19 protein-coding genes are annotated in these 19,676 nt (G+C 68.5%); 13 read left to right on the plus strand and 6 right to left on the minus strand.

The features are described from left to right. Positions 1-8 precede the first annotated feature (8 nt). The 7 genes from AB0M24_RS31325 to AB0M24_RS31355 all read left to right on the plus strand — a co-directional run bounded on the left by AB0M24_RS31325 (position 9) and on the right by AB0M24_RS31355 (position 5,700). Positions 9-419, plus strand: coding sequence for a DUF6542 domain-containing protein (locus AB0M24_RS31325; protein WP_363775936.1), 411 nt, complete (start codon positions 9-11; stop codon positions 417-419). Next, positions 388-513, plus strand: coding sequence for a hypothetical protein (locus AB0M24_RS31330; RefSeq protein WP_363775939.1), 126 nt, complete (start codon positions 388-390; stop codon positions 511-513). The genes AB0M24_RS31325 and AB0M24_RS31330 overlap by 32 nt, the downstream gene beginning before the upstream one ends. Continuing rightward, the gene (locus AB0M24_RS31335) at positions 510-2,402 is read left to right on the plus strand and encodes a bifunctional polysaccharide deacetylase/glycosyltransferase family 2 protein (protein ID WP_363775942.1); all 1,893 of its coding nucleotides are present in this window, start codon (positions 510-512) and stop codon (positions 2,400-2,402) included. The genes AB0M24_RS31330 and AB0M24_RS31335 overlap by 4 nt, the downstream gene beginning before the upstream one ends. Before the next feature lie 23 nt (positions 2,403-2,425). After that, positions 2,426-2,989 carry a TetR/AcrR family transcriptional regulator gene (locus AB0M24_RS31340; RefSeq protein WP_363775945.1) on the plus strand — a complete coding sequence of 188 codons (564 nt, stop codon included), beginning with the start codon at positions 2,426-2,428 and terminating at the stop codon, positions 2,987-2,989. Between the two features lie 78 nt (positions 2,990-3,067). Next, entirely contained in the window at positions 3,068-4,261 is a 1,194-nt protein-coding gene (locus AB0M24_RS31345; protein WP_363775948.1) for a cytochrome P450, read from the plus strand. A 4-nt stretch (positions 4,262-4,265) separates the two neighbouring features. Continuing rightward, a complete protein-coding gene (locus AB0M24_RS31350) occupies positions 4,266-4,460 on the plus strand; it encodes a ferredoxin (RefSeq protein ID WP_363775951.1) in 195 nt (64 codons plus the stop codon). A 310-nt stretch (positions 4,461-4,770) separates the two neighbouring features. Then, positions 4,771-5,700 carry a hypothetical protein gene (locus AB0M24_RS31355; RefSeq protein WP_363775954.1) on the plus strand — a complete coding sequence of 310 codons (930 nt, stop codon included), beginning with the start codon at positions 4,771-4,773 and terminating at the stop codon, positions 5,698-5,700. Between the two features lie 121 nt (positions 5,701-5,821). Here AB0M24_RS31355 and AB0M24_RS31360 read toward each other — a convergent pair whose 3' ends face one another. Beyond that, a complete protein-coding gene (locus AB0M24_RS31360; protein ID WP_363775957.1) occupies positions 5,822-6,259 on the minus strand; it encodes a hypothetical protein in 438 nt (145 codons plus the stop codon). Positions 6,260-6,331: 72 nt separating this feature from the next. Here AB0M24_RS31360 and AB0M24_RS31365 point away from each other — a divergent pair, with 72 nt between their 5' ends. Then, complete coding sequence (locus AB0M24_RS31365; RefSeq protein WP_363775960.1) at positions 6,332-9,256, plus strand: BTAD domain-containing putative transcriptional regulator; 2,925 nt, start codon at positions 6,332-6,334, stop codon at positions 9,254-9,256. Between the two features lie 239 nt (positions 9,257-9,495). Here the strand turns inward: AB0M24_RS31365 and AB0M24_RS31370 are convergent, their stop codons facing one another. The 5 genes from AB0M24_RS31370 to AB0M24_RS31390 form a co-directional block, all read right to left on the minus strand. Further along, positions 9,496-10,293 (minus strand): phospholipid scramblase-related protein, encoded by a 798-nt coding sequence (locus AB0M24_RS31370; RefSeq protein WP_363775963.1) that lies wholly within the window; start codon positions 10,291-10,293, stop codon positions 9,496-9,498. Positions 10,294-10,423: 130 nt separating this feature from the next. Continuing rightward, a complete protein-coding gene (locus AB0M24_RS31375) occupies positions 10,424-10,615 on the minus strand; it encodes a ferredoxin (RefSeq protein WP_359856819.1) in 192 nt (63 codons plus the stop codon). After that, positions 10,612-11,823 (minus strand): cytochrome P450, encoded by a 1,212-nt coding sequence (locus AB0M24_RS31380; RefSeq protein WP_363775968.1) that lies wholly within the window; start codon positions 11,821-11,823, stop codon positions 10,612-10,614. The genes AB0M24_RS31375 and AB0M24_RS31380 overlap by 4 nt, the downstream gene beginning before the upstream one ends. Before the next feature lie 43 nt (positions 11,824-11,866). Next, positions 11,867-13,405 (minus strand): ABC-F family ATP-binding cassette domain-containing protein, encoded by a 1,539-nt coding sequence (locus AB0M24_RS31385; protein ID WP_363775971.1) that lies wholly within the window; start codon positions 13,403-13,405, stop codon positions 11,867-11,869. A 106-nt stretch (positions 13,406-13,511) separates the two neighbouring features. After that, the gene (locus AB0M24_RS31390) at positions 13,512-14,048 is read right to left on the minus strand and encodes a TetR family transcriptional regulator (protein WP_363775974.1); all 537 of its coding nucleotides are present in this window, start codon (positions 14,046-14,048) and stop codon (positions 13,512-13,514) included. 72 nt (positions 14,049-14,120) lie between these two features. Between AB0M24_RS31390 and AB0M24_RS31395 the strand changes: the two genes are divergently transcribed. The 5 genes from AB0M24_RS31395 to AB0M24_RS31415 all read left to right on the plus strand — a co-directional run bounded on the left by AB0M24_RS31395 (position 14,121) and on the right by AB0M24_RS31415 (position 19,666). Further along, positions 14,121-15,167, plus strand: a complete 1,047-nt coding sequence (locus tag AB0M24_RS31395; RefSeq protein WP_363775977.1) for an FAD-dependent monooxygenase — start codon at positions 14,121-14,123, stop codon at positions 15,165-15,167. Beyond that, on the plus strand, positions 15,164-15,820 hold the full coding sequence (locus AB0M24_RS31400; RefSeq protein ID WP_363775980.1) for a hypothetical protein: 657 nt from the start codon (positions 15,164-15,166) through the stop codon (positions 15,818-15,820). Before AB0M24_RS31395 ends, AB0M24_RS31400 begins: the two co-directional genes overlap by 4 nt. 207 nt (positions 15,821-16,027) lie before the next feature. Continuing rightward, entirely contained in the window at positions 16,028-17,179 is a 1,152-nt protein-coding gene (locus tag AB0M24_RS31405) for a nitric oxide synthase oxygenase (RefSeq protein ID WP_363775983.1), read from the plus strand. 16 nt (positions 17,180-17,195) lie between these two features. Next, positions 17,196-18,473, plus strand: a complete 1,278-nt coding sequence (locus AB0M24_RS31410; RefSeq protein ID WP_363775986.1) for an AlkA N-terminal domain-containing protein — start codon at positions 17,196-17,198, stop codon at positions 18,471-18,473. 50 nt (positions 18,474-18,523) lie between these two features. Then, positions 18,524-19,666, plus strand: coding sequence for an epoxide hydrolase family protein (locus tag AB0M24_RS31415; RefSeq protein WP_363775989.1), 1,143 nt, complete (start codon positions 18,524-18,526; stop codon positions 19,664-19,666). Positions 19,667-19,676 lie beyond the last annotated feature (10 nt).

The following is a 19,676-nucleotide window of genomic DNA, read 5'->3' on the forward strand; positions in this document are numbered from 1 at the left end:
AGGTGGTCATGGGGGTAAAGCTGCCGAGTCTGGCGGCGCTCGCGGTGCTGGCGGTCTTCACGCAGGCCGGAATCTGGGTGGACGGGGACAACCTCGGCTGGCCCTTCGGCGTCTGGTTGGTGACGGGTGCTGTGCTCGCTTCGGCACTCGTGCGCCGCGTGGGGTTGTGGACGGTGGCACCGGCGCCACCTCTGATGTTCCTGGTCCTCGCGGTGGGCAACGCGGCCTGGCGGCGTCAGACGCAGGTGCGGTCTTTTTGGGGGAGCGGCAAGGAGTTCGCCGCGGACGCGGTCCCGTGGTTCGTCAACGGGTTCCCGTGGCTCGCGGCGTCGGTCGGCGCGGCCTTGGTGGTCGTGGTCGTCCGCTTGGTACTGGGGGGAAGAAGGAATGCAGATCTTCGTCGACGCGCGCGGCAGTAGACGTGTGCTGGCGCGGCTGGTCAGCCTGACCGTCGCGAGTGGACTGATCGTGTTCGCCGCTGTGATCGGCGGCACGCTACTGGAAATGTGGTGAGGCGGCCACCACGGCTGCACTGGATCTCGATCCTGCTCGGGCTGCTCGTGCTGATGAGCGTGGTGTCCTTCCACGCGTACACGGCGATCAAGCCCGAGCCGGTGCAGCACGCCCGTGAACACCGGGAGCTGCCGGAACGCACGCTCGCGCTGGCGTTCCACGGCGGCCCGGATCCGAAGTGGACACCGCGCCTGCTGACGGCGTTGCGGGAGTCCGGCGTCAAGGCGACGTTCTACGTCACCGGCACGCAGGTCACCCGCAACCCCGACGTGACGAGGCGCATCGCCGACGAGGGTCACCAGATCGGCCTGGACGGCTTCCGCGTCGAGGGCGACCTGGACAACCCGCTGAACCTCGCGTTCGCGCAGGCCGCGCTGGCGGACGTGCTCGGCACGCACACGCGGCTCGTCGGCGCGCCCGTCGAGGTCGACAGCGGTGACCGCGACTACCAGGACATCGGCACGCTGGTGCGGATGTCGCTGAAGGACGGCAGGGGAGTCGTCCGGCTGCACGACGACGGCAGCATCGGCGCCGACATCACCCGTGAGCTGGTGCGCACGCCCGGCTACCGGTTCGTGACGGTCACCGACGACCGCCCGGTCGAGGCCACCGCGCCCGAACGCTTCACCGGCGCGGTCACCTCGTGGTCGCAGCGCAACGGCGGCGTCGTGCTGTGGCTGGTCGGCACGGCGATCGCGGTCGCCGCGCTGCTGGGTCTGCTGCGCACGTTGATGCAGCTCGGCCTCGCGCACACGGACCGTCGTCTGCGTCGTGAGGGCTCGTTGGAGCCGCCGCCGTGGTTCGCGCCGCCGGTCTCGGTGGTCATCCCGGCGTACAACGAGGCCGTGAACATCGCGGCGACGGTGCGGTCCATCGCCGCCAACAACCACTGCGCCGACGTCGAGGTGATCGTGGTCGACGACGGCTCGACCGACGGCACCGCGGACCGCGCGGAGGAGCTCGGCCTGCCCGGCGTCACGGTGATCCGGCAGGCGAACCAGGGCAAACCGGCCGCGCTGAACACCGGAGTCCGCGCGGCCAAGTACGACGTCCTGGTGCTGCTCGACGGCGACACGATCTTCGAGCCGGACACGATCGGCGAGCTCGTGCAGCCGTTCGCGGACGCCGGTGTCGGCGCGGTGTCGGGCAACGCCAAGGTCGGCAACCGGCGCGGCCTGCTCGGGCGCTGGCAGCACCTGGAGTACTGCGCCGGGTCGAACCTGGACCGGCAGATCCTGCACGCGCTGCGCTGCATCCCGACGGTGCCGGGCGCGGTCGGGGCGTTCCGCAAGGCCGCGCTGACCGACGTCGGCGGCGTCAGCGACGACACGCTCGCCGAGGACACCGACCTCACGATGGCGGTCACGCGCGCCGGATGGCGCGTTGCATACAGACAGCAGGCGAAGGCGTGGACCGAGGCGCCGAGCACGGTTCGCGGGCTGTTCCGGCAGCGTTACCGCTGGTCGTACGGCACTTTCCAAGCCATGTGGAAACACCGTGGCGCACTGCTGGAGAACGGGCCGATGGGGCGGTTCGGGATCCTCTACCTGCTGGCGTTCCACCTGCTGCTGCCGGTGCTCGCACCGGTCATGGATCTGTATGTTGTATACGGTTTTCTGGTGGCAGACGCGCCGCTCGCGCTGATCGTGTGGACGGTATTCCTTCTACTGCAGACAGTCAGTGCCGGATATGCGCTTCGGTTGGACGGCGAGTCGCTCAAGCCGTTGTGGGCATACCCCTTGCAGCAGATTGTCTACAGGCAGCTGATGTACGCCGTGGTGATCCAGTCGCTGATCACGGCGGCGCACGGCACGCAGCTGCGGTGGATGTCGGTGCGGCGGACGGGTCTGCTCACCGATGCGCCCGGCGGTACGGTGCACGTCACCTGAGCCACAGCACGTGAAGGAGCACGGTGGGTCGCACCCCCTTGGACACGCCTGCGCGTCAGCAGGAGGTCTTCGCCGCCGTGCTCCACGTGCTGGCCGAGGTCGGCTACGCGAGGTTCAACATGGACCTCGTCGCGGCCAGGGCGAGAGCGAGCAAAGCCAGCCTCTACCAGCGCTGGCCGTCCAAGGCGCGGCTGATCACCGACGCGTTGAAAGCCAACCTGCCCGAGCTTCCGCAACCGGACGAGGGCACGTTCGCCGAAGACGTCCGGGTGATCATGCGGGCGTGGAGTGAGCCGTCGCCGTTCGACACGGCGGGGATCTTCCTCGGACTGATCGAGGGCAGCCGGGTGGACGCCGACCTCGCCTGCCTGCGTGAGGAGCACATCGACCGCGCCTACACCGAGCACCTGCGCACCGCGGTCGACAGGGCCAAGAAGCGCGGCGAGCTGCCGGACGAGCTGAACGCCGACGTCCTCATCACCGCGCTGATCTCGACTTTCGTCCTTCGATCGGACGAGCAGGGCGTCATCGACAGCATCGTCGACGGGGTGTTGAGACCGCTGATCGGGACCTTTCGGACCAAATAACTCGTCAGATCGTAGTTTCTTCGCTACGTTCGGTCATGGTTTCAAAAGAACAGTTTTGTTCTATTGAGGAGTGCTCCCGTGACTGAAGCTGCCGTCTGCCCGGTGCCCCACGAGAACCGCACACATCCGCTCGGTGCGCCCGCCGGGTTCGAGGAGGCCATCAGCGATGGCCCGGTGAAGATGATCTGGCCCAACGGCGTCGAGGGCTGGGTGATCAGCAGCTACGCCGGCGTGCGTCAGGTGCTGTCGGACAAGAGGTTCAGCGCGAGCCGCGACGGCGCCCCCACGATGCGCACCGAGGGCGAGACGGTCATCGACGACTCGGTGCCCGGCAACATGAACGCGATGGACGGCGAGGAGCACCTGCGCCTGCGCCGCCCGCTGTCGCGCGGCTTCATGGTCAAGCGCATGGCCGAGATGCGGCCGCTCATCCAGAAGATCGTCGACGAGCACCTCGACGAGATGGAGCGCAAGGGAGCGCCCGCCGACCTGGTGTCGTCGGTGTGCCTGCCGGTGCCGTCGCTGGTGATCGCCGAGCTGCTGGGCGTGCCGCACGAGTACCAGGCGCTGTTCCAGGCCACCGCCAAGGAGCTGCTCGGCAAGAACGGCTCCAAGGACGAGTACGAGGCGAAGGCCGCCGAGCTCGGCGCGGTGATCGGCAAGGTCGTCGCGGAGAAGAAGGCGTCCGGCGACACCGGCGACATGATCGGCCTGATGGTCAACGAGACCGACTTCGACATGGACGAGCTGATGATGCTCGCCATCGGCCTGCTCGTGGCCGGCCACGAGACGACGTCGAACTTCTTCGGCCTCTTCACGCTCACCCTGTTCGAGCGTCCGGACCAGCTGGAGATCCTGAAGCGCGACCCGAGCCGCGCCGACGTGATCGTCGAGGAGCTGATGCGGTACACGATCGGACGGCTCAGCGGCGCCGGGATCCAGCGCAAGGCGATCGAGGACGTCGAGGTCGACGGCGTGACGATCAAGGCGGGCGAGTGGGCCGTGATCTCGCTGCACGCCAACCTGGACGAGGAACTGTGCCCGCGGGCCGGTGAGCTCGACCTCGAGCGCAAGGCCGTGTCGCACCTCGGTTTCGGCTTCGGCCCGCACCAGTGCCTCGGCGCGAACCTGGCGCGCGCGGAGCTGCAGATCCTGTTGCAGTCGCTGTTCCGCAGGTTCCCGAACATCCGGCCCGCTGTTCCAGTCACGGAGATGTCGTTCCGCGAGGACATGATCACCTACGGCGCGTCGGCGATTCCGGTGGTGTGGTGAACCTATGACGGTCCGGATAGACCAGACGCGGTGCATCGGATCGGGCCAGTGCGTGCTCGCCGCACCGGACGTGTTCGACCAGTCCGACGACGACGGGCTGGGTTTCGTCGTGATCGCGGAACCGCCCGCTGACCTGCTGCCGGGGGTTCGTGACGCGGTCGACAGGTGTCCCGCTCAGGTGGTGAGCCTGGAAGAGTGACTTGATCGGCCGTTCCGGTGAGGAGTCATCACTGGAAATTGATTCAGTTCCTCTGCGCTGACACCTCGATGGCCCCTTTCCGATCACGCTGTTCGTCCAGAATCGTAAGCGCGACCACCACGGCGTTGTGGTGGGCGCGCCTACGTGCCCCGGGAGAGTCCAAAGACCCTTCCCGACCAGGCCGAACAGCGGGATGGTGACGGCGGCGCGGTGAGTACCGGCGGTGTGTAACGGGTACCCCGTACAGCGGGTGTCCGGCGCACGTCAGGAGGACCGACAAATGTTCAACGGCGATGCATTTCCAGCTCGCGTGGACAAAACAGACGTGCGGCACGTGGAAACGCTGACGAGCGCTCTCCGGGCGCTCGATTCCGAATACGGCGGAGGCGCCTGCCGGGACGCCTGCGTCGCGTTGTTGAACTGGGCGAACCCCCTGCTCGACGCCGGCTCGTCGGGACGCGTCCTGCAACGGCTTCAGGTGGCCATCGCGGACCTGCACAACCTGGCCGGTTGGGCGTCGTTCGACATGGGACTGCTGGAGTCGGCGCACCTGCACTTCGGCCGTGCGATGGACCTCGCGCGTGCGTCGGGCAACAGTGCGTTGGAGGCCAACATCCACTACCGGATGGGCCGCGTGCATCTGCACTACGAGCTCGCCGAGGACGCGTTGGCGTCGTTCCAGCGCGGACTCCCCATCGCGCAGGCCAGTGGCTCCACATTGGCCGTGTCGATCCTGCACGCCAACGAGGCGTGGGCGTTCGCGAAGATGGGCGCCGAGAAGCAGGCGTTGCGCCAGTTCGCGCGGGCGGAGGAGGAGTTCGAACGCGCCGAGAGCGAGGACGCACCGCCGTGGGCGCGCTTCTTCGACCTGGCCGACCTGGTGTCGATCGGCGGCATGGTCCACACCGAACTCGCCCGGACGTGCGACGTGAAGTACGCGCGGACCGCGATCCCGTTGCTGACCAGGGCGATCTCGTCCGGCGGCGACGAGGCGTCGCGCAGCCAGTCGTTCCGGCTCGCGGCGCTGGCGGTGAACTACCTGGTGCAGAACGAGGCCGAACACGCGCGAGATGTCGGGGAACAAGCCATCGCGGTGTCCGGCCCCATTCGCTCGGCCCGCACCCGCGACCGCATGCGGCCCTTGAAGCAGGAGGCGGAACGCTTGCGCGGCAACGAGGCCGCGGACGAGCTGTCGTCCCGGCTGGGGGAGTTCATGACGTCGTCGCAGGGTGCCGCGTAGATCTCGTGGAAGGCGCCACCGGGACCCGAGGAGAGGTTTGGGCTTCGGGTCCCGGCGGCACCATGGGGGCCGAACAGCGCCCAGCTGGGGGGCCTTGGCGCCGCTCGGGGTCTTCGGGGACTCAGCAGCGGATGTCGGTTTCCGCCCGGTAGATCGCCGCGCCGGAGTTCCACTCGGCGTAGGCGTTCGTGCAGGTGTCGAGCGTGTTGGTGCCGGACGACCACAGCTCCTGCTGCCGGTAGCGGCCGTCCTTGCGGCCCTCGTGGCCGTAGGGCTCACGCGACCACTCGTTGCCCCACTTCGCGATGATCACGAACTCGGGGGTGTACGGGGCGCCACCACCGTGCACGCTGTCCCACGTGTAGATGTAGGCCCAGTTCTTGCCGCAGCCCTTGAACTGCTTGACCGACGCCCACTTCTGGCTGCTGGAGCCGATGTAGGCGGTCTTGCCGATCTGCGTCACCGGTCCGCAACCGGGAGCGCTCTCCGCCTGCGCCTGACCGGACGTCGCCACTCCCAGGAGCAACGCGGCGGCGGCGATGAAGGTTGTCCGCTTCATGGGCGAGAAGCATCACGCGACCCGCTGACATTTCGCTGACACCCGGGGTTACCGGCTGGTTAGGATCGGCACATGCAACGGCGGTGGGGGTTCAAGGTTCTCGGATCGTTGCAGGTCATCGACTCGGGCCGGGTCGTGGAGCTGCGGTCGGCCAAACAGCGTGTCCTGCTCGCCGCGTTGCTGATGAAGGCCAACGCGCCGGTCTCGTCGTACGAGCTGATGGAGCACCTCTGGGGCGAGGAACCCTCCGGTGCGGCGCGCGCGACTCTGCAGACGTACGTGATGCGGTTGCGACAGTCCCTCGACGACCTCGCGGACCGCGCGCTCGTCCGCACCTGGCCGACCGGGTACTCGATCCACGTCGACGACGACCAGCTCGACCTGCTGACGTTCCAGCGGTTGCGCGCCGAAGCCCGCCGCGCGCCCGACCTGGAGACCGAGGCGCGGTTGCTGGGCGAGGCCGCGGCGTTGTGGCGCGGGCCCGCTTTGGACCAAGTGTCTTCATTGCGGATGGAACAAACCGACGTGCAGCGCCTCAACGAGCAGCGCTGGGAGGTGCTGGAGCGGCGCAACGACGCCGAGCTGCAGCTCGGTCGCCACGACCAGATCGTCGACGAGCTCCGGTCGCTGGTCGCCGAGCATCCTCTGCGCGAACGGTTCTGGTACCAGCTGATGCTGGCGCTGCACCGGACCGGGCAGCAGGCGCAGGCGTTGGACGTCTACCGGCGGGCCAGCGAGGTGCTGGCCGACGAGCTCGGCATCGACCCCAACGCCGAGCTGCGTGCTCTGCACATGGAAGTTCTGGCCGGGTCTTCCGCGCCCGTCGCCGTTCAGGCGGGGCCTTCCTGGCTGCCGCCCGCGGTCGGCGACTTCTCCGGACGGGCCGACGAGGTCGTGCGGCTCACGGCCGGCTTGCGGGCCGGCGGGACGTGGACGATCACCGGACCCGGTGGTGTGGGCAAGACTTCGCTCGCCGTGCACTGCGCGCACGTCGTGCGGGACGCGTTTCCGGGCGGGCAGCTCTACCTGAACCTGCGGGGTGGCGAGCAGAAACCCGTCGAGCCCGCCGCCGCTCTGGACAGGTTGTTGCGCGGGCTAGGGGTTTCCGGTGGCGCGATTCCGTCCTCTGTGGACGACCGGGTGGATCTCTACCGCGATCTGTTGTCGGACCGGCGGATTCTCGTCGTGCTGGACAACGCGATCAACGAGGCCCAGGTGCGGCCGTTGCTGCCGGGGACGACCTCCGGCGCGGCTCTGGTGACTTCCCGTGCGGCGCTGGCCGGTCTTGAGGCCGCTCACGTCGTGCCGCTGGACGTGCTGCCCGCCACGGATGCGCTGACCTTGCTGCGGGCCGCTGTCGGCGAGGCGCGGGTCGCGGCCGAACCTGTTGCGGCACAGGCGATCGTGACCTACTGCGGACAGCTTCCGCTGGCCCTGCGAGTGGCGGCGGCCCGGTTGGTGGCGCGCCCGCACTGGCAGCTCGAGAAGCTCGCCGGGCGGTTGTCGGACGAGCGTCGCCGGTTCGACGAGCTGTCGTTGGGCGATCTCGACGTCCGTGCCTCGCTGGCCCTGTCCTACGACGGTCTGGACGAGTCGCACCGCACGGCGTTCCGGTTGCTGTCGCTGGTCGACACGCCCGACTTCCCGGCGTGGATGGCGTCCCCGTTGCTGGGCCTTCCCCTCGACGACGCGGAGGACCACGTCGAGGCGCTGGTCGACGCCCGCCTGGTCGACTACGCGGGCCGGGACGCGCTGGGCCAGGTGCGCTACCGCCTGCACGACCTGCTGCGCGCCTTCGGTCGTGAAGCTGCGTCCGAAGACCCCGCGGTGGCCTTGAAGGCGTTGTTCGAGCAGTGGCTGGACCTGACCACGAGGGCGGACGTCGAGCTGCCGCACCAGGCGATCCGGCTGGAACCCGTCGCGCTGGAACCGTTCGACCTCGGCGACGCGGCGTCGTGGTTCGACGCCGAGTGGCAGAACGTCCACGCCGTCATCACCCAGGCCGCCGCGCTGGGCCTGTGCTCCGTCGCCGCCGAGCTGGTGATCCGGTCGACGGCGTTCTGCGACCTGCGAGCCCGTTTCGACGACTGGGCGCAGATCAACGAGCTCGGCCTCTCCTGCGCACCGCCCGAGCGCAAGCCGATCCTGTTGCAGCAGCGCGGAATCCTTCGCGCGCGCATGCACAGGTACACGGAGGCGTCCGCCGACTTCGCCGCCGCGCAGGAGGGTTTCGCTCTTGCCGGAGACGTGTGGGGTGAGGCGTACGCCTGGTACGGCATGGGGTGGATCCACGAGTTCAGCGGCCGGTCGGCGGAAGCCCGTTCGGCGCATCGTGAGGCCATGGCGCGGTTCGTGACCTCGGGGAACCCACACGGCGAGGTCGAGGTGCTGTGTTCGCTCGGCGCCATCGAACGGCGCGCGGGTGGGCTGGCCGCGGCCCAGGAGTACCTGGAGCGAGCGCGGCGGGTCGCGGGCCAGTTGGGCGACGAGCAGAGCGAACTGGCCGCGACGCTGGAACTGGGGCGGCTGCACCAGTTCACCGGGCAGCTGGAGCTGTCCGCGACTTTCCTGCGGTCGTCGCTGGCCGCAGCGCAGAAGCTCGGGGACCCGGACTTCGCGGCGCACATGCGGTTGTTCCTCGCCGACACGCTGATCCGGTCGGGGCAGGTCGCTCTGGCCGAGGAGCAGCTGCGGCTGGCCTGGGAGTTCTTCGAGGAGCACGACGACCGGCACGGGCGGATCTGGGTGTGGCGCTTGAGATCCGCGCTTGCTTCGACGCCCGAAGAGGCGTTGCGGCTGGCTGAGCTCGCTCTGGAGCAGTCGCGGGAGATGGACTCGCCGCCGGAGCTGGGGCGGTCTTTGCGGGTGCTCGGGAACGCCCTGGAGCGCGCGGGGCGGGTGGACGAGGCTCGGGAGCAGTGGCGGCAGGCCGAGGAAACCCTGACGGCGGCCGGGTTCCAGGCGGAGGTCGACGAGCTCCGCCTGGCTACGTCGTAGCGGCCTGCGGGTCGGCTTGCGTGGGCGTGTCGCGTTCCAGCGGGGCGGGCGTTCTCTCACCTTGCGCAGGTGGGCGCGCGGGTCCTCACGAGCTTGGGCTTCGTCATCGCCGCTTCGCGACGATGTGGGCACGTTGGGTTGTTGGGCTGCGGTCATCACCGGTTTCCCGCGTTGTGCGAGCTCTCGTTCGGCTCGGCTTCGCCATCGCCGCTTGCCTTCGGCTTCGCGGGGTCCTTCGCCTAGCCCTGGTTCTGGCTCAGCACCGTGTCGACGGTTACACCTGACGCCACGATCATGCTCAGCAACGGGTCCGGCACCTGGCGGTGGAACTGCACGACGTAGTTGTCAGCCGTCGAGAACATCGCCTTCGCCATGCCCTGCCACGTTTTGGTGATGCGCGCGACCTCGGTGTCGGTGTGGTCGCGCAACGAGAAGTTCCACGCGCGGAAGTTCTCCGCGTAGATGCCGCCGACCTTCATCCCGTTGCACACGTAGGCGAACCGGACCTTGCCGAACACGTTCTCCTGGACGATCTCGCCGATCGGCATGCCGTCACCGCGCTCGACGAGCACCTTGGACTTCCACATCGTCGCCGGCCGAACGAGCCGCAGCAACGGATGGCCCTGCACGTCCCGGATCTCCAGGCGGACGTCCAGCATCGAGTCGAGCTTCGTGAAGGCGCGCAACGCTTTGGCCGCGCCGGACTGGCCGACCTGTTCGACCGTGCCGATGTGGCGGGCGTGCTGGTCGTAGATGACGTAGGAGTTCGACATCTCGATGAGCTTCGCCTTCTGGTTCACCACCAGGACGGGCTCGGTGAACAGGGTGCCGCCGCCCTGGCCCGCGCCGGTAGCGCCCGCTCGGGCGACCTGCTGTGCCACGCGCTCCTGGCCCGTGCCGCCCATCTGCATTTCCATGTGGTGGGCGTCGGTCTGCTGCTGACGCGGCTGGGTGTGCGGGGTCCACTGGGCGCCGTCCCACCACCGCACGAAGCGGGGGTCGGCGTTGTCGGGGTACCAGCCCGGGGCGAGGTTCACGCGGAAGAGCGTAGTGCGGAAACGTCTTCCACGCGGGGAGATGCGCACTCGTCCCGTTTGCCCGGAACAGGCGTTGGTGCCAGGCGACGGGGCACGGATGTCGCCTGGCTGCTCTCCAACGGCTACCTGGTCAGCTGACCGTGATCGCGCTCGCCGGGCACAGGCTCGCCGCTTCCTTCGCGGTGGCCTCGTGCGCGGCGTCCGGGTGTTCCACCAACAACACGACCGTGCCGTCTTCTTCGCTCTGGTCGAAGAGGTCCGGGTCCGTCAGGACGCACATCCCGGAGCCGCAGCACTTCGACTGGTCGACGGAAATCTTCATGCCGACCACGCTACTGGCAGCGAGTGGACTCCGTAGATCCCCATGTCCGTGCGCAGCGGCACCTCCTCGGGGGCGATGTCCAGCCGCAGGTCCGGGAACTCCTGGAACAGCTTGGCGAACGCGATCCTCATCTCGATGCGGGCGAGCTGCTGGCCCAGGCACTGGTGGATGCCGTGGCCGAACGCGACGTGGCCCTGAGCGGGACGGCGCAGGTCGAGCTCGTCGGGGTTGCCGGGGAACTTCTCCGGGTCCCTGTTCGCGACCGGGATGTGCATCATCACGGTGTCGCCGGCCTTGATCAGGTGCCCCTCGATCTCCACGTCCTCCAGCGCGGTGCGCAACGGTCCGAAGTGGATGATCGACAGGTACCGCATGAGCTCCTCGACGGCGTTGTCGACCGCCTCGGGCTCGTCGCGCAGGATCTTGGCCTGGTCCGGGTGCTGCAGGAGCGTGAACGTGCCGATGCCCAGCATGTTCGCCGTGGTCTCGTGCCCGGCGAGCAGGAGCAGCATCGCCATGTTCGACGCTTCCTCGTCCGTCGGCTCACCGGTGGCCAGCAGGTCGCTGATCATGTCGTCGCCACCGGGGCTGGCCTTCTTGCGGACGATCAGCTCGCGCATGAACACCTGGATGCGTTCGAAGGCGGCCATGGCCTCCTTGAACGGGGTGTCCAGGCTCAGCATCTTCGCCGTGTCCTCCTGGAACCTGTGCTTCTCGTCGTAGTCGACGCCGAGCAGCGCGCAGATCACCAGTGACGGCACCGGAAGCGCGAACTCCTTGACGAGGTCCGCGTGGCCGTCGAACGTCCGCAGGTGCTTGAGCTGGTCGTCGACGATCGTGCCGATCCACTCCGACAGCTGGTTCATCCGCCGGACCGTGAACTGGCCCTGCAGCATCTTGCGCAGCCGGGTGTGGTCCGGCGGGTCCTGGCTGAGGAACATGCCCGGCTCGACCTTGCGCTTCGTGCCGCCCTCCTCCGCCTGCCGCCGCTTGTCGGGCAGGTGGTGGAGCTCGGGGTTGTTGCTGAACTTGGGACTCCCCAGGATCTCCCGCACCTGGTGGTGCCCGGTGACCAGCCAGCCGAGGTGGCCGTCGGCGAACTCCAGCCTGCTGATCGGGGCCTTGTCGCGGATCGCGGTGACCTCGGTCGGCGGGTCGAACGGGTTCGGCCGCGTGGTGGGCAGCTCTTCGGAGATCAGTTCGGTCATCTCGCACACCTCCCAGTGCTCGGTAGAGGACCTGTTTTCGAAGCTACAGAACTTTCACCAATCTGTGAAGTGTCACGCACCGCCACGAACCGAAATCTGTCCGCATCTGCCGGTCGTGGGTCGCGACGGCCACAGCGGCCTTGGTGTGCTGCAGCGCCTCCGTCAGTTCGTCGACCAAAGCGATCGACAGGTGGTTCGTCGGTTCGTCCAGTAGCAGCACATGCGGGTCGCTGCTCAGCAGGATCGCCAGCTCCAGTCGCCTCCTCTGTCCAGTGGACAGGCGGGACACCGGCCGCGCGAGGTCTTTTCCTCTCAGCAGACCGAGTTCCTCCACGCGTGAACAGAGCTGCGCCGCGGTGGCGTCCTCGTTCTCGAACGACGACTCCTGGGCGAGCAACTTGACCTTGCCGACGTGATGCACCGTGCCGTGAACAGGCGTGATGCGACCCGCGAGGACGTTCAACAGCGTCGACTTCCCGGCCCCGTTCGGCCCGGTGATCAGCAGCTTCTCGCCCGCCGACAACGAGATCGGCTCGGTGAGATTCAGCCTTCCGGGTACTTCCAACGGCGTCGCGTGCAGCAGGTCGCCGTCGGCCGTGAGATTCGGCGGAGCGAAGCGCATCGGCGGCGGGGGAGCGTCGACCCGCTGGTCGTCCAGCTCTTCCAACCGGCGGGCGACGTTGCGCATCTTGTTCGCCGCGCGCGTGCTGCGTTTGTGCTTGAACGCGCCTTTGGGTGGGCGCCACGCGTCGTGCAACCGCGACTGGGCGCGTTCGACCTTCTCCGCCAACGAGTCGTGCTCGGCTTCCTCCTGCGCGAAACGCTGTTCCCACCGCTGACGTTCGGCCCGCTTGGCCTCCTTGAACGCCCGGTAGCCGCCGCCGTGCAGGTGCACCTCGCCGTCCGGCGTCGGGTCGAGGTCGAGCAGCTGCGTGCAGACCTCGTCCAGCAACGTGCGGTCGTGGCTCACCAGCACCACCACACCGTGATGCTGCTTCAGGCGTTCGGTCAGGAAGTCGAGCGCGGACGAGTCCAGGTGGTTCGTCGGTTCGTCGAGCAGCAGGACGTCGGCGCGTTCGGCCAGCAGGCACGCCAGCCGGACGCGGTAGCGCTGGCCCACGCTGAGTTCGTTGAGCCGCTTGGACTTCGGATGATCGGCGTCGAGAGCCTTCAGCGCGATGTCGGCGCGGCGTTCGGCGTCCCACGCCTCGATCGCCTCGGCGTGGGTCAGTGCCCGTTCGTAGCGCTGCTCGTCGAACGGCTCCGCTGCACTGTCCAGTTCGGACAGTGCCTGACGGCTTTCGCGCAGCGCTTCGGACAGCAGGTCCCCCACCGTTTCGCTGTCGTGGAACGGCATTTCCTGTCGCACCAGGCTCAACGAACCGTGCCGGGTGACAGTTCCCTGGTCTGGCGGGAGATCACCGGCGAGCAACCGGAGCAGCGTGGTCTTGCCGCGGCCGTTCTCGCCGATGACGCCGAGACGGTGGCCCGCGGAGACGGTGAGCGAGATGCCGTCGACGACGGGCCCGGCCTCATAGCCCTTGGTGAGATCTTGGGTCGTCAAATGGACATGCGTGCGCATGCGGGATCCTCTTCTGGGTACGCGAAATCAGGACGTGGCGTGGTGGCGCGCGTCCTGAATCAGAGGTAGAAGACCCCGTACCCGAATCCCATGAAACCCACGGTACCTACGGTCGCAACGCCTTTTCGATCGCGTTCTTCAGGTCCCGCACGCTTTCCTCGGTCCCGGGCTTCGGTCCGACCGTGCTGCCGCCGCCGACGAGCCGGTAGAACAGCAGGCCTTCCAGGAACGCCGTGAAGTGCGCGCCGGCTCGTTCCGGGTCCTCGTGGCCCAACGCTGTCGCGAGCGCTGTGGCCTGGTCGCGCGGTGAGTGGACCATGATCGTCTGCAGCTCGGGGTGGTGCGTGGCCTCCAGCATCGCCGCGTACCGGGCGAGCGTGCGGTCGCGTTCCACGAGCCAGCTATCGAGCGTGCGGGCGAGGCTGCCCGCGACGTCGGACGGATCCGGCGGGACGTCCAGCCGCTCGAGCTCCGCGAGCCGTGCCACGAACCCCTCGACCAACGCCTTGCGCGTGCGGAAGTACGCGCTGGTCGACCCCTCTGGCAACCCTGCCTTGCGGTCGACCGCGCGGTGGGTGAGCCCGCGCATGCCCTGTTCGGCCACGAGCTGGATCGCGGCGTCGGTGATGACGTTCTTGCGCACCTGTGGTTCCCGTCTCTCTACAGATGTAGTCTACAGGTGTAGTGTCTTCTACACCTGTAGAGGAGGCGCGGGATGAAGGCGATCGTGGTGGGCGGCGGCATCGGCGGGCTGGCGGCGGCCGTGTCGTTGCGGCGCGTGGGCTGGGAGGTCCAGGTGCTGGAGCGGGCCGCGGAGTTCGGCGAGGTCGGGGCGGGGATCGGCGTGATGCCGAACGCGCTGCGGGCGCTGGAGTGGATGGGCGTCGCCGACGAGGCGCGGAAACTGGGCACCCCACGTGTTTCGGGCGGTATCAGGGCGTCCGACGGGCGCTGGCTGGCGCACTTACCGGATGTCGGCCAGGAGAAGATCGTCGCGATGCACCGGGCCGACCTGCACGGCGTCCTGCTGCGCGCGCTTCCGTCCGAGATCCTTTTCAACAACGTCGAAGTCACGAGCGTTGAAGAGCTGGACGCAGACCTCGTGGTGGCGGCGGACGGGATCAACAGCCGCCTGCGCGGGGAGCTGCTGCCCGACGCGCCGGGACCGGTGTACGCGGGGGCCACGGCGTGGCGAGGGGTGGCGCCGGGTCCTTTCGATCTCCCGATCTCGCAGACACTCGGTCCCGGCGGCGAGGCGGGCATCCTGCCGCTCGGCGACGGGCGGGTGTGCTGGTACGTCTCGACGATGGCGCCCGCCAACGCCGATCTGGACCCGCACGAGCTGTTCGCGGACTGGCACGACCCGATTCCGGAGTTCCTGGCGACGTCGCCGGAGATCCTGCGGCACGACATCTACGAGCTGCCGTTGCTGCCGACGTTCGTGTCCGGGCGGGTGGCGCTGCTCGGCGACGCGGCGCACGCGATGGTGCCGTACCTGGGGCAGGGGGCGTGCATGGCGCTGGAGGACGCTGTCACTCTCGCGTCGGTCGACGGCGATCTGGTGCGGTACGACGCGTTGCGCAGGCCGCGCGCGCAGACGTTGTGGAAGGCCTCCAAACTGGCCGGGAAGTTCGGGATCGAGGTGCGGTCGCCGGTCGCGCTGGCGTTGCGGAACTTCGCCTACCGCGCGCTGCCGGGTTCGGTCGCTGTGCGTGGAATGACCCGTTTCTCCTCCTGGCAGGTGCCCGCGATGCCACGATGACCTTCGTGGACCTCGTGATGTTCCGCCGCGTCAGCACGGCGGTGATGGTGCTGCTGATGACGGCGTTCCTGGTGTCGGCCGTGGCCGGCGCGCTGCGGAACGCGCACCCGACCGGGCTGACGCAGTCGCTGGCCGGCGTCGCGATCCTGCTGGGCCTGGTGTTCGCGACGATGCGCACGATGCGGTTCGCGGCGGCCAAGGGCATCGACACGCGCGGTCCGTTGCCGGTGTTCCTGTTCGTCCTGTTCTTCGGGTTCATCGGCGGGATCGGGCTGCAGCAGACCGTTCTCGCTCTTCAGCCCACGGTGTCCGTGACCGCCGAGGTGATCGGGTGCGGGTCGAGCGGGCGCACGGTGAAGTGCGCCGGCGAGTACACAGTGGACGGTGTCGAGTTCGCGAGCGAGATGCCGGTGCGTTCGGTGCCGTCCGATCGCAAGGTAGTGATCGAGGTGCTCGCGTCCGACCACTCGGTCGTGGTTTCCAAGTCCCTGATGGATGTTCTGTTCTTCCGCGGCGGCGGGATCGTGCTCGCCGTGCTCGCTGTCGGGTACGGCGTGCGGTGGAATCGCGTGGCCCGTGCGGCAACCGCCGAACTTCGGAATCGGTTCCCCGCTGAAGTTCACTCGAACGGGTCGAATCCGCCGGTGAACTAGATCACCGGTCAATGTTTGGTATCGGCCAGGTAACAGTCGAAAACCACCCTTTGTCGCACCGTTTGTCACCCGGTTGCGGTATCAAGTACTTGCTGAGCGTGTCGGACGCGCTCAAGTGATCCAGATGGCGTAGCGCTAGAGGCGGTTTCGGCCACACGAAAGCGCAACTACGGTGCCTCAACCATGACCCCCGTCCCGACTGATGTGATGCCCCGTTCCCTCACGGCGCTTCCCCCGGCGCAGGTCGAGAACACCGGCGAGATCGACATCGCTGAGGCAGAGGACTTCGTCCGGCAACACCACGCCGAACATCCCGACCTCGGTCCTGTCGAGGCCAGGCTCGCCGAGGTGCACGCGGAGATCGCCGCGACCGGCACCTACCGTCATTCGACCGCCGAGCTGACCTTCGGCGCCCGCGTGGCGTGGCGCAACAGCTCCCGCTGCATCGGCCGCCTGTACTGGCGCAGCTTGAAAGTGCGCGACCTGAGGGAGACCTCCACCCCCGCCGACGTGGCCGCGGAGTGCGTCGAACACCTCCGCGTGGCGACGAACAAGGGCAAGATCCGGCCCGTCATCACGATCTTCGCCCCCGCCGAGCCCGGCATGGACGCGCCGTCGATCCTCAACGAGCAGATCGTCCGCTACGCCGCCTACCGCGGCACGGACGGCGGCGTGCTGGGCGACGCCCGCAACCTCGCGCTGACCGAGGTCGCGTTGAAGCGCGGCTGGCAGCCGCCGGCGTCGCGCGGCCCGTTCGACGTGCTGCCGTTGATGGTGTCCTGCAAGGGCCACGAGACCGCGCTGGTGGAGATTCCCTCCGACGCCGTGCTGGAGGTGCCGCTCTCACACCCGGACCTGCCGTGGCTCGCGACGCTCGGCGTGAAGTGGCACGCCGTTCCCGCGATCAGCAACATGCGGCTGCGCATCGGCGGCATCGACTACCCGTCGGCGCCGTTCAACGGCTGGTACATGGGCACCGAGATCGGCGCCCGCAACCTCGCCGACCACGATCGGTACGACCTGCTGCCGTACATCGCCAAGCGGATGGGCCTGGACATGTCGTCGGAGGCGACGTTGTGGCGCGACAGGGCTTTGATCGAGCTCAACCGCGCCGTCCTGCACTCGTTCGGCGAGGCCGGGGTCACGATCACCGATCACCACACGGAGTCGCAGAGGTTCCTGACCCACCTGGAGAAGGAGGAAGCCGCCGGCCGGTCCTGCCCCGCGGACTGGTCGTGGATCGTGCCACCCGTGTCGGGCGGGCTCACGCCGGTCTACCACCGCTACTACGACACAGGGGACCTGCTGCCGAACTTCTTCCCGGCAGGCAAGCCCTCGGGTTGCCCGGTGGCGCACTGACCCGTTAGCTGGCCGGGTGCATCTGGACGCGGAGAGCTGCGCGCGGGCTGTCCGTGCCAAGGACGCCCGGTTCGACGGCTGGTTCTTCGCGGCGGTGACCACCACCGGCGTCTACTGCCGCCCGAGCTGTCCGGCGATGCCGCCCAAGCCCGAGAACATGCGGTTCTTCCCCACCGCGGCCGCTGCCCAGGCAGCGGGGTTCCGGGCGTGCCGGCGGTGTCGGCCGGACGCGAGCCCCGGCTCACCGGAGTGGAACGCCCGCGCCGACCTCACCGCCCGCGCGCTGAGGTTGATCGCGGACGGCGTGGTCGACCGCTTCGGTGTGCCGGGCCTGGCTTCGCGGCTCGGGTACAGCGTTCGTCAGGTGCAGCGCGAGCTGCTGGCTTCTCTCGGCGCGGGCCCGGTCGCTCTGGCTCGGGCTCAGCGGGCCCAGACCGCGCGACTGCTGATCGAGAATTCGTCGGTGCCGTTGACGGATGTTGCTTTCGCGGCGGGGTTTTCGAGCGTGCGGTCGTTCAACGACACCGTTCGCGCGGTTTACGGCCGGACGCCTTCATCGCTGCGCTCCGCTTCCTCTTCCGCTTCGTTGGTGGTGCGGCTGGCCTTTCGTCGTCCGTTCTCGTTGTCGGTGTTCTCACAGCTGGCGTCTGAGGCTTTGCCAGGTGTGGAGGAGTGGCGTGACGGCGCTTTCCGCCGGACGCTGCGGTTGCCTCGTGGGCACGGCATCGTGTCGTTGCGTCCTCTCGCGGACCACGTCTCGTGCTCGTTGACGCTCTCGGACCTGCGTGATCTCTCGGTGGCGATCGCGCGGTGCCGGTGGCTGCTGGATCTGGACGCCGATCCCGTGGCGGTGGACGGGCTGCTGAGCGCCGACCCGGTGCTGGAACCGCTGGTGAAGCGGGACCCTGGCCGTCGGGTGCCGCGCACCGTCGACCCGGAGGAGTTCGCGGTGCGGACCGTGTGCCCTGGCCCGAACCGTCTCGTCGCCGCACACGGCACACCGATCGAGGATCCCGGTGGCGGCCTCACGCACCTCTTTCCCGATGCGGTCACGTTGGCGAAGTACGACATCGGCGGCGACCTGGTGCGTGCGTTGGCCGACCGCGCGCTCGACCTCGGGATCGGCAGCGACTGGGACAGGGCCCGCTCGGAGCTTCGTGCCCTGGGACTCGACACCACCACCGTGGAGACGATCGCGGGCCGGGCGCTCGGCGATCCCGACGCCTCGGTGGACGGTCCGGCGCGGTGGCGGCCGTGGCGTGCCTACGCCGAGGCCTACCTGCGCGAAACCTGACGTCGCATTTCTGCCAGCAGTCGCGGTGCGGCCGGGGCGATTCTCGAAGGGTGACACGACAGTTCCACCTCGAGGTGAGCGACGACCAGCTCACCGACCTCCACTCCCGCCTGGCTCTCACCAGGCTCGCGCCCGCACTGTCCGGAGAGGACTGGACGCACGGCACCCCGCCCGGCTACCTCGCCGAGCTCGTCGACCACTGGCGCACGAAGTTCGACTGGCGGCGAGCCGAGGCCGGTCTCAACGCCATGCCGCAGTTCCTGACCGAAGTGGACGGTCACACACTGCACTTCGTGCACGCGCAAGGGGTTGGGCCCGCTCCACTGCCGTTGCTGTTCTCGCACGGCTGGCCCGGCTCGTTCTGGGAGGTGCACAAGATCCTCGGCCCGCTGACCGATCCGGCCGCGCACGGGGGAGACCCGGCGGACGCGTTCACGGTCGTCGCGCCGAGCCTGCCCGGCTTCGGCTTCTCACCGCACCCCGGGACGTCCGGCGTCAACCCGACGGTGATCGCGGCCCTGTTCGACCAGCTCATGTCCTCGGTGCTGGGCTACGAGCGCTACGGCGCCCAGGGCGGTGACTTCGGCGCCCAGGTCACGAGCCGGCTGGGCCGCGACCACGGTGATCACGTCGTCGGCATCCACCTGAACCTGATGGGCGCGACGCCGTCCAACCGGGACTCGCTGACCGCCGACGAGCAGGCGTTCCTGGCCCAGGCCGACCACTTCTTCACGGCCGAGGGCGCCTATGCCCAGCTCCAGGGAACCAAGCCCGCCACGCTCGCCGCCGGTCTGTCCGATTCTCCGGCAGGGCTCGCCGCCTGGTTCGTGGAGAAGTTCCGCGCGTGGAGCGACTGCGGCGGTGACGTCGAGTCGGTGTTCACGAAGGACGAGTTGCTCACCGACATCACGCTGTACTGGCTGACGAACACCATCGCGTCGTCAGCGCGCCTCTACTACGAGACCATGCACACCGAGGGCATGCTCGGCCGCAACACGCCCGGCTACGTCGCCACGCCCACCGGATTCGCGTCGTTCGCGCACGACAACTTCACGCCGCCCGAATCGTGGGTGGCGCGCGCGTACAACCTGCGGCGCTTCACGTCGTTCGAGCACGGTGGCCATTTCGCGGCGTTGGAGCGGCCTGAGGACCTGGTTCACGAGATCCGCGAGTTCTTCCGCCCGCTGAGGTGAGGTTGGATGG

The sequence above is a fragment of the Lentzea sp. NPDC051838 genome (genome assembly GCF_040681245.1).
In the GTDB taxonomy this organism is placed as follows: domain Bacteria; phylum Actinomycetota; class Actinomycetes; order Mycobacteriales; family Pseudonocardiaceae; genus Lentzea.

Excerpts from the sequence above, each read along its gene's own strand:
- AB0M24_RS31325 (WP_363775936.1), top strand. The coding sequence starts at position 9 with ATGGGGGTAAAGCTGCCGAGTCTGGCGGCGCTCGCGGTGCTGGCGGTC.
- AB0M24_RS31330 (WP_363775939.1), top strand. The coding sequence starts at position 388 with ATGCAGATCTTCGTCGACGCGCGCGGCAGTAGACGTGTGCTGGCGCGG.
- AB0M24_RS31350 (WP_363775951.1), top strand. The coding sequence starts at position 4,266 with ATGACGGTCCGGATAGACCAGACGCGGTGCATCGGATCGGGCCAGTGC.
- AB0M24_RS31360 (WP_363775957.1), bottom strand. The coding sequence starts at position 6,259 with ATGAAGCGGACAACCTTCATCGCCGCCGCCGCGTTGCTCCTGGGAGTG.
- AB0M24_RS31365 (WP_363775960.1), top strand. The coding sequence starts at position 6,332 with ATGCAACGGCGGTGGGGGTTCAAGGTTCTCGGATCGTTGCAGGTCATC.
- AB0M24_RS31375 (WP_359856819.1), bottom strand. The coding sequence starts at position 10,615 with ATGAAGATTTCCGTCGACCAGTCGAAGTGCTGCGGCTCCGGGATGTGC.
- AB0M24_RS31380 (WP_363775968.1), bottom strand. The coding sequence starts at position 11,823 with ATGACCGAACTGATCTCCGAAGAGCTGCCCACCACGCGGCCGAACCCG.
- AB0M24_RS31385 (WP_363775971.1), bottom strand. The coding sequence starts at position 13,405 with ATGCGCACGCATGTCCATTTGACGACCCAAGATCTCACCAAGGGCTAT.
- AB0M24_RS31395 (WP_363775977.1), top strand. The coding sequence starts at position 14,121 with ATGAAGGCGATCGTGGTGGGCGGCGGCATCGGCGGGCTGGCGGCGGCC.
- AB0M24_RS31400 (WP_363775980.1), top strand. The coding sequence starts at position 15,164 with ATGACCTTCGTGGACCTCGTGATGTTCCGCCGCGTCAGCACGGCGGTG.
- AB0M24_RS31405 (WP_363775983.1), top strand. The coding sequence starts at position 16,028 with ATGCCCCGTTCCCTCACGGCGCTTCCCCCGGCGCAGGTCGAGAACACC.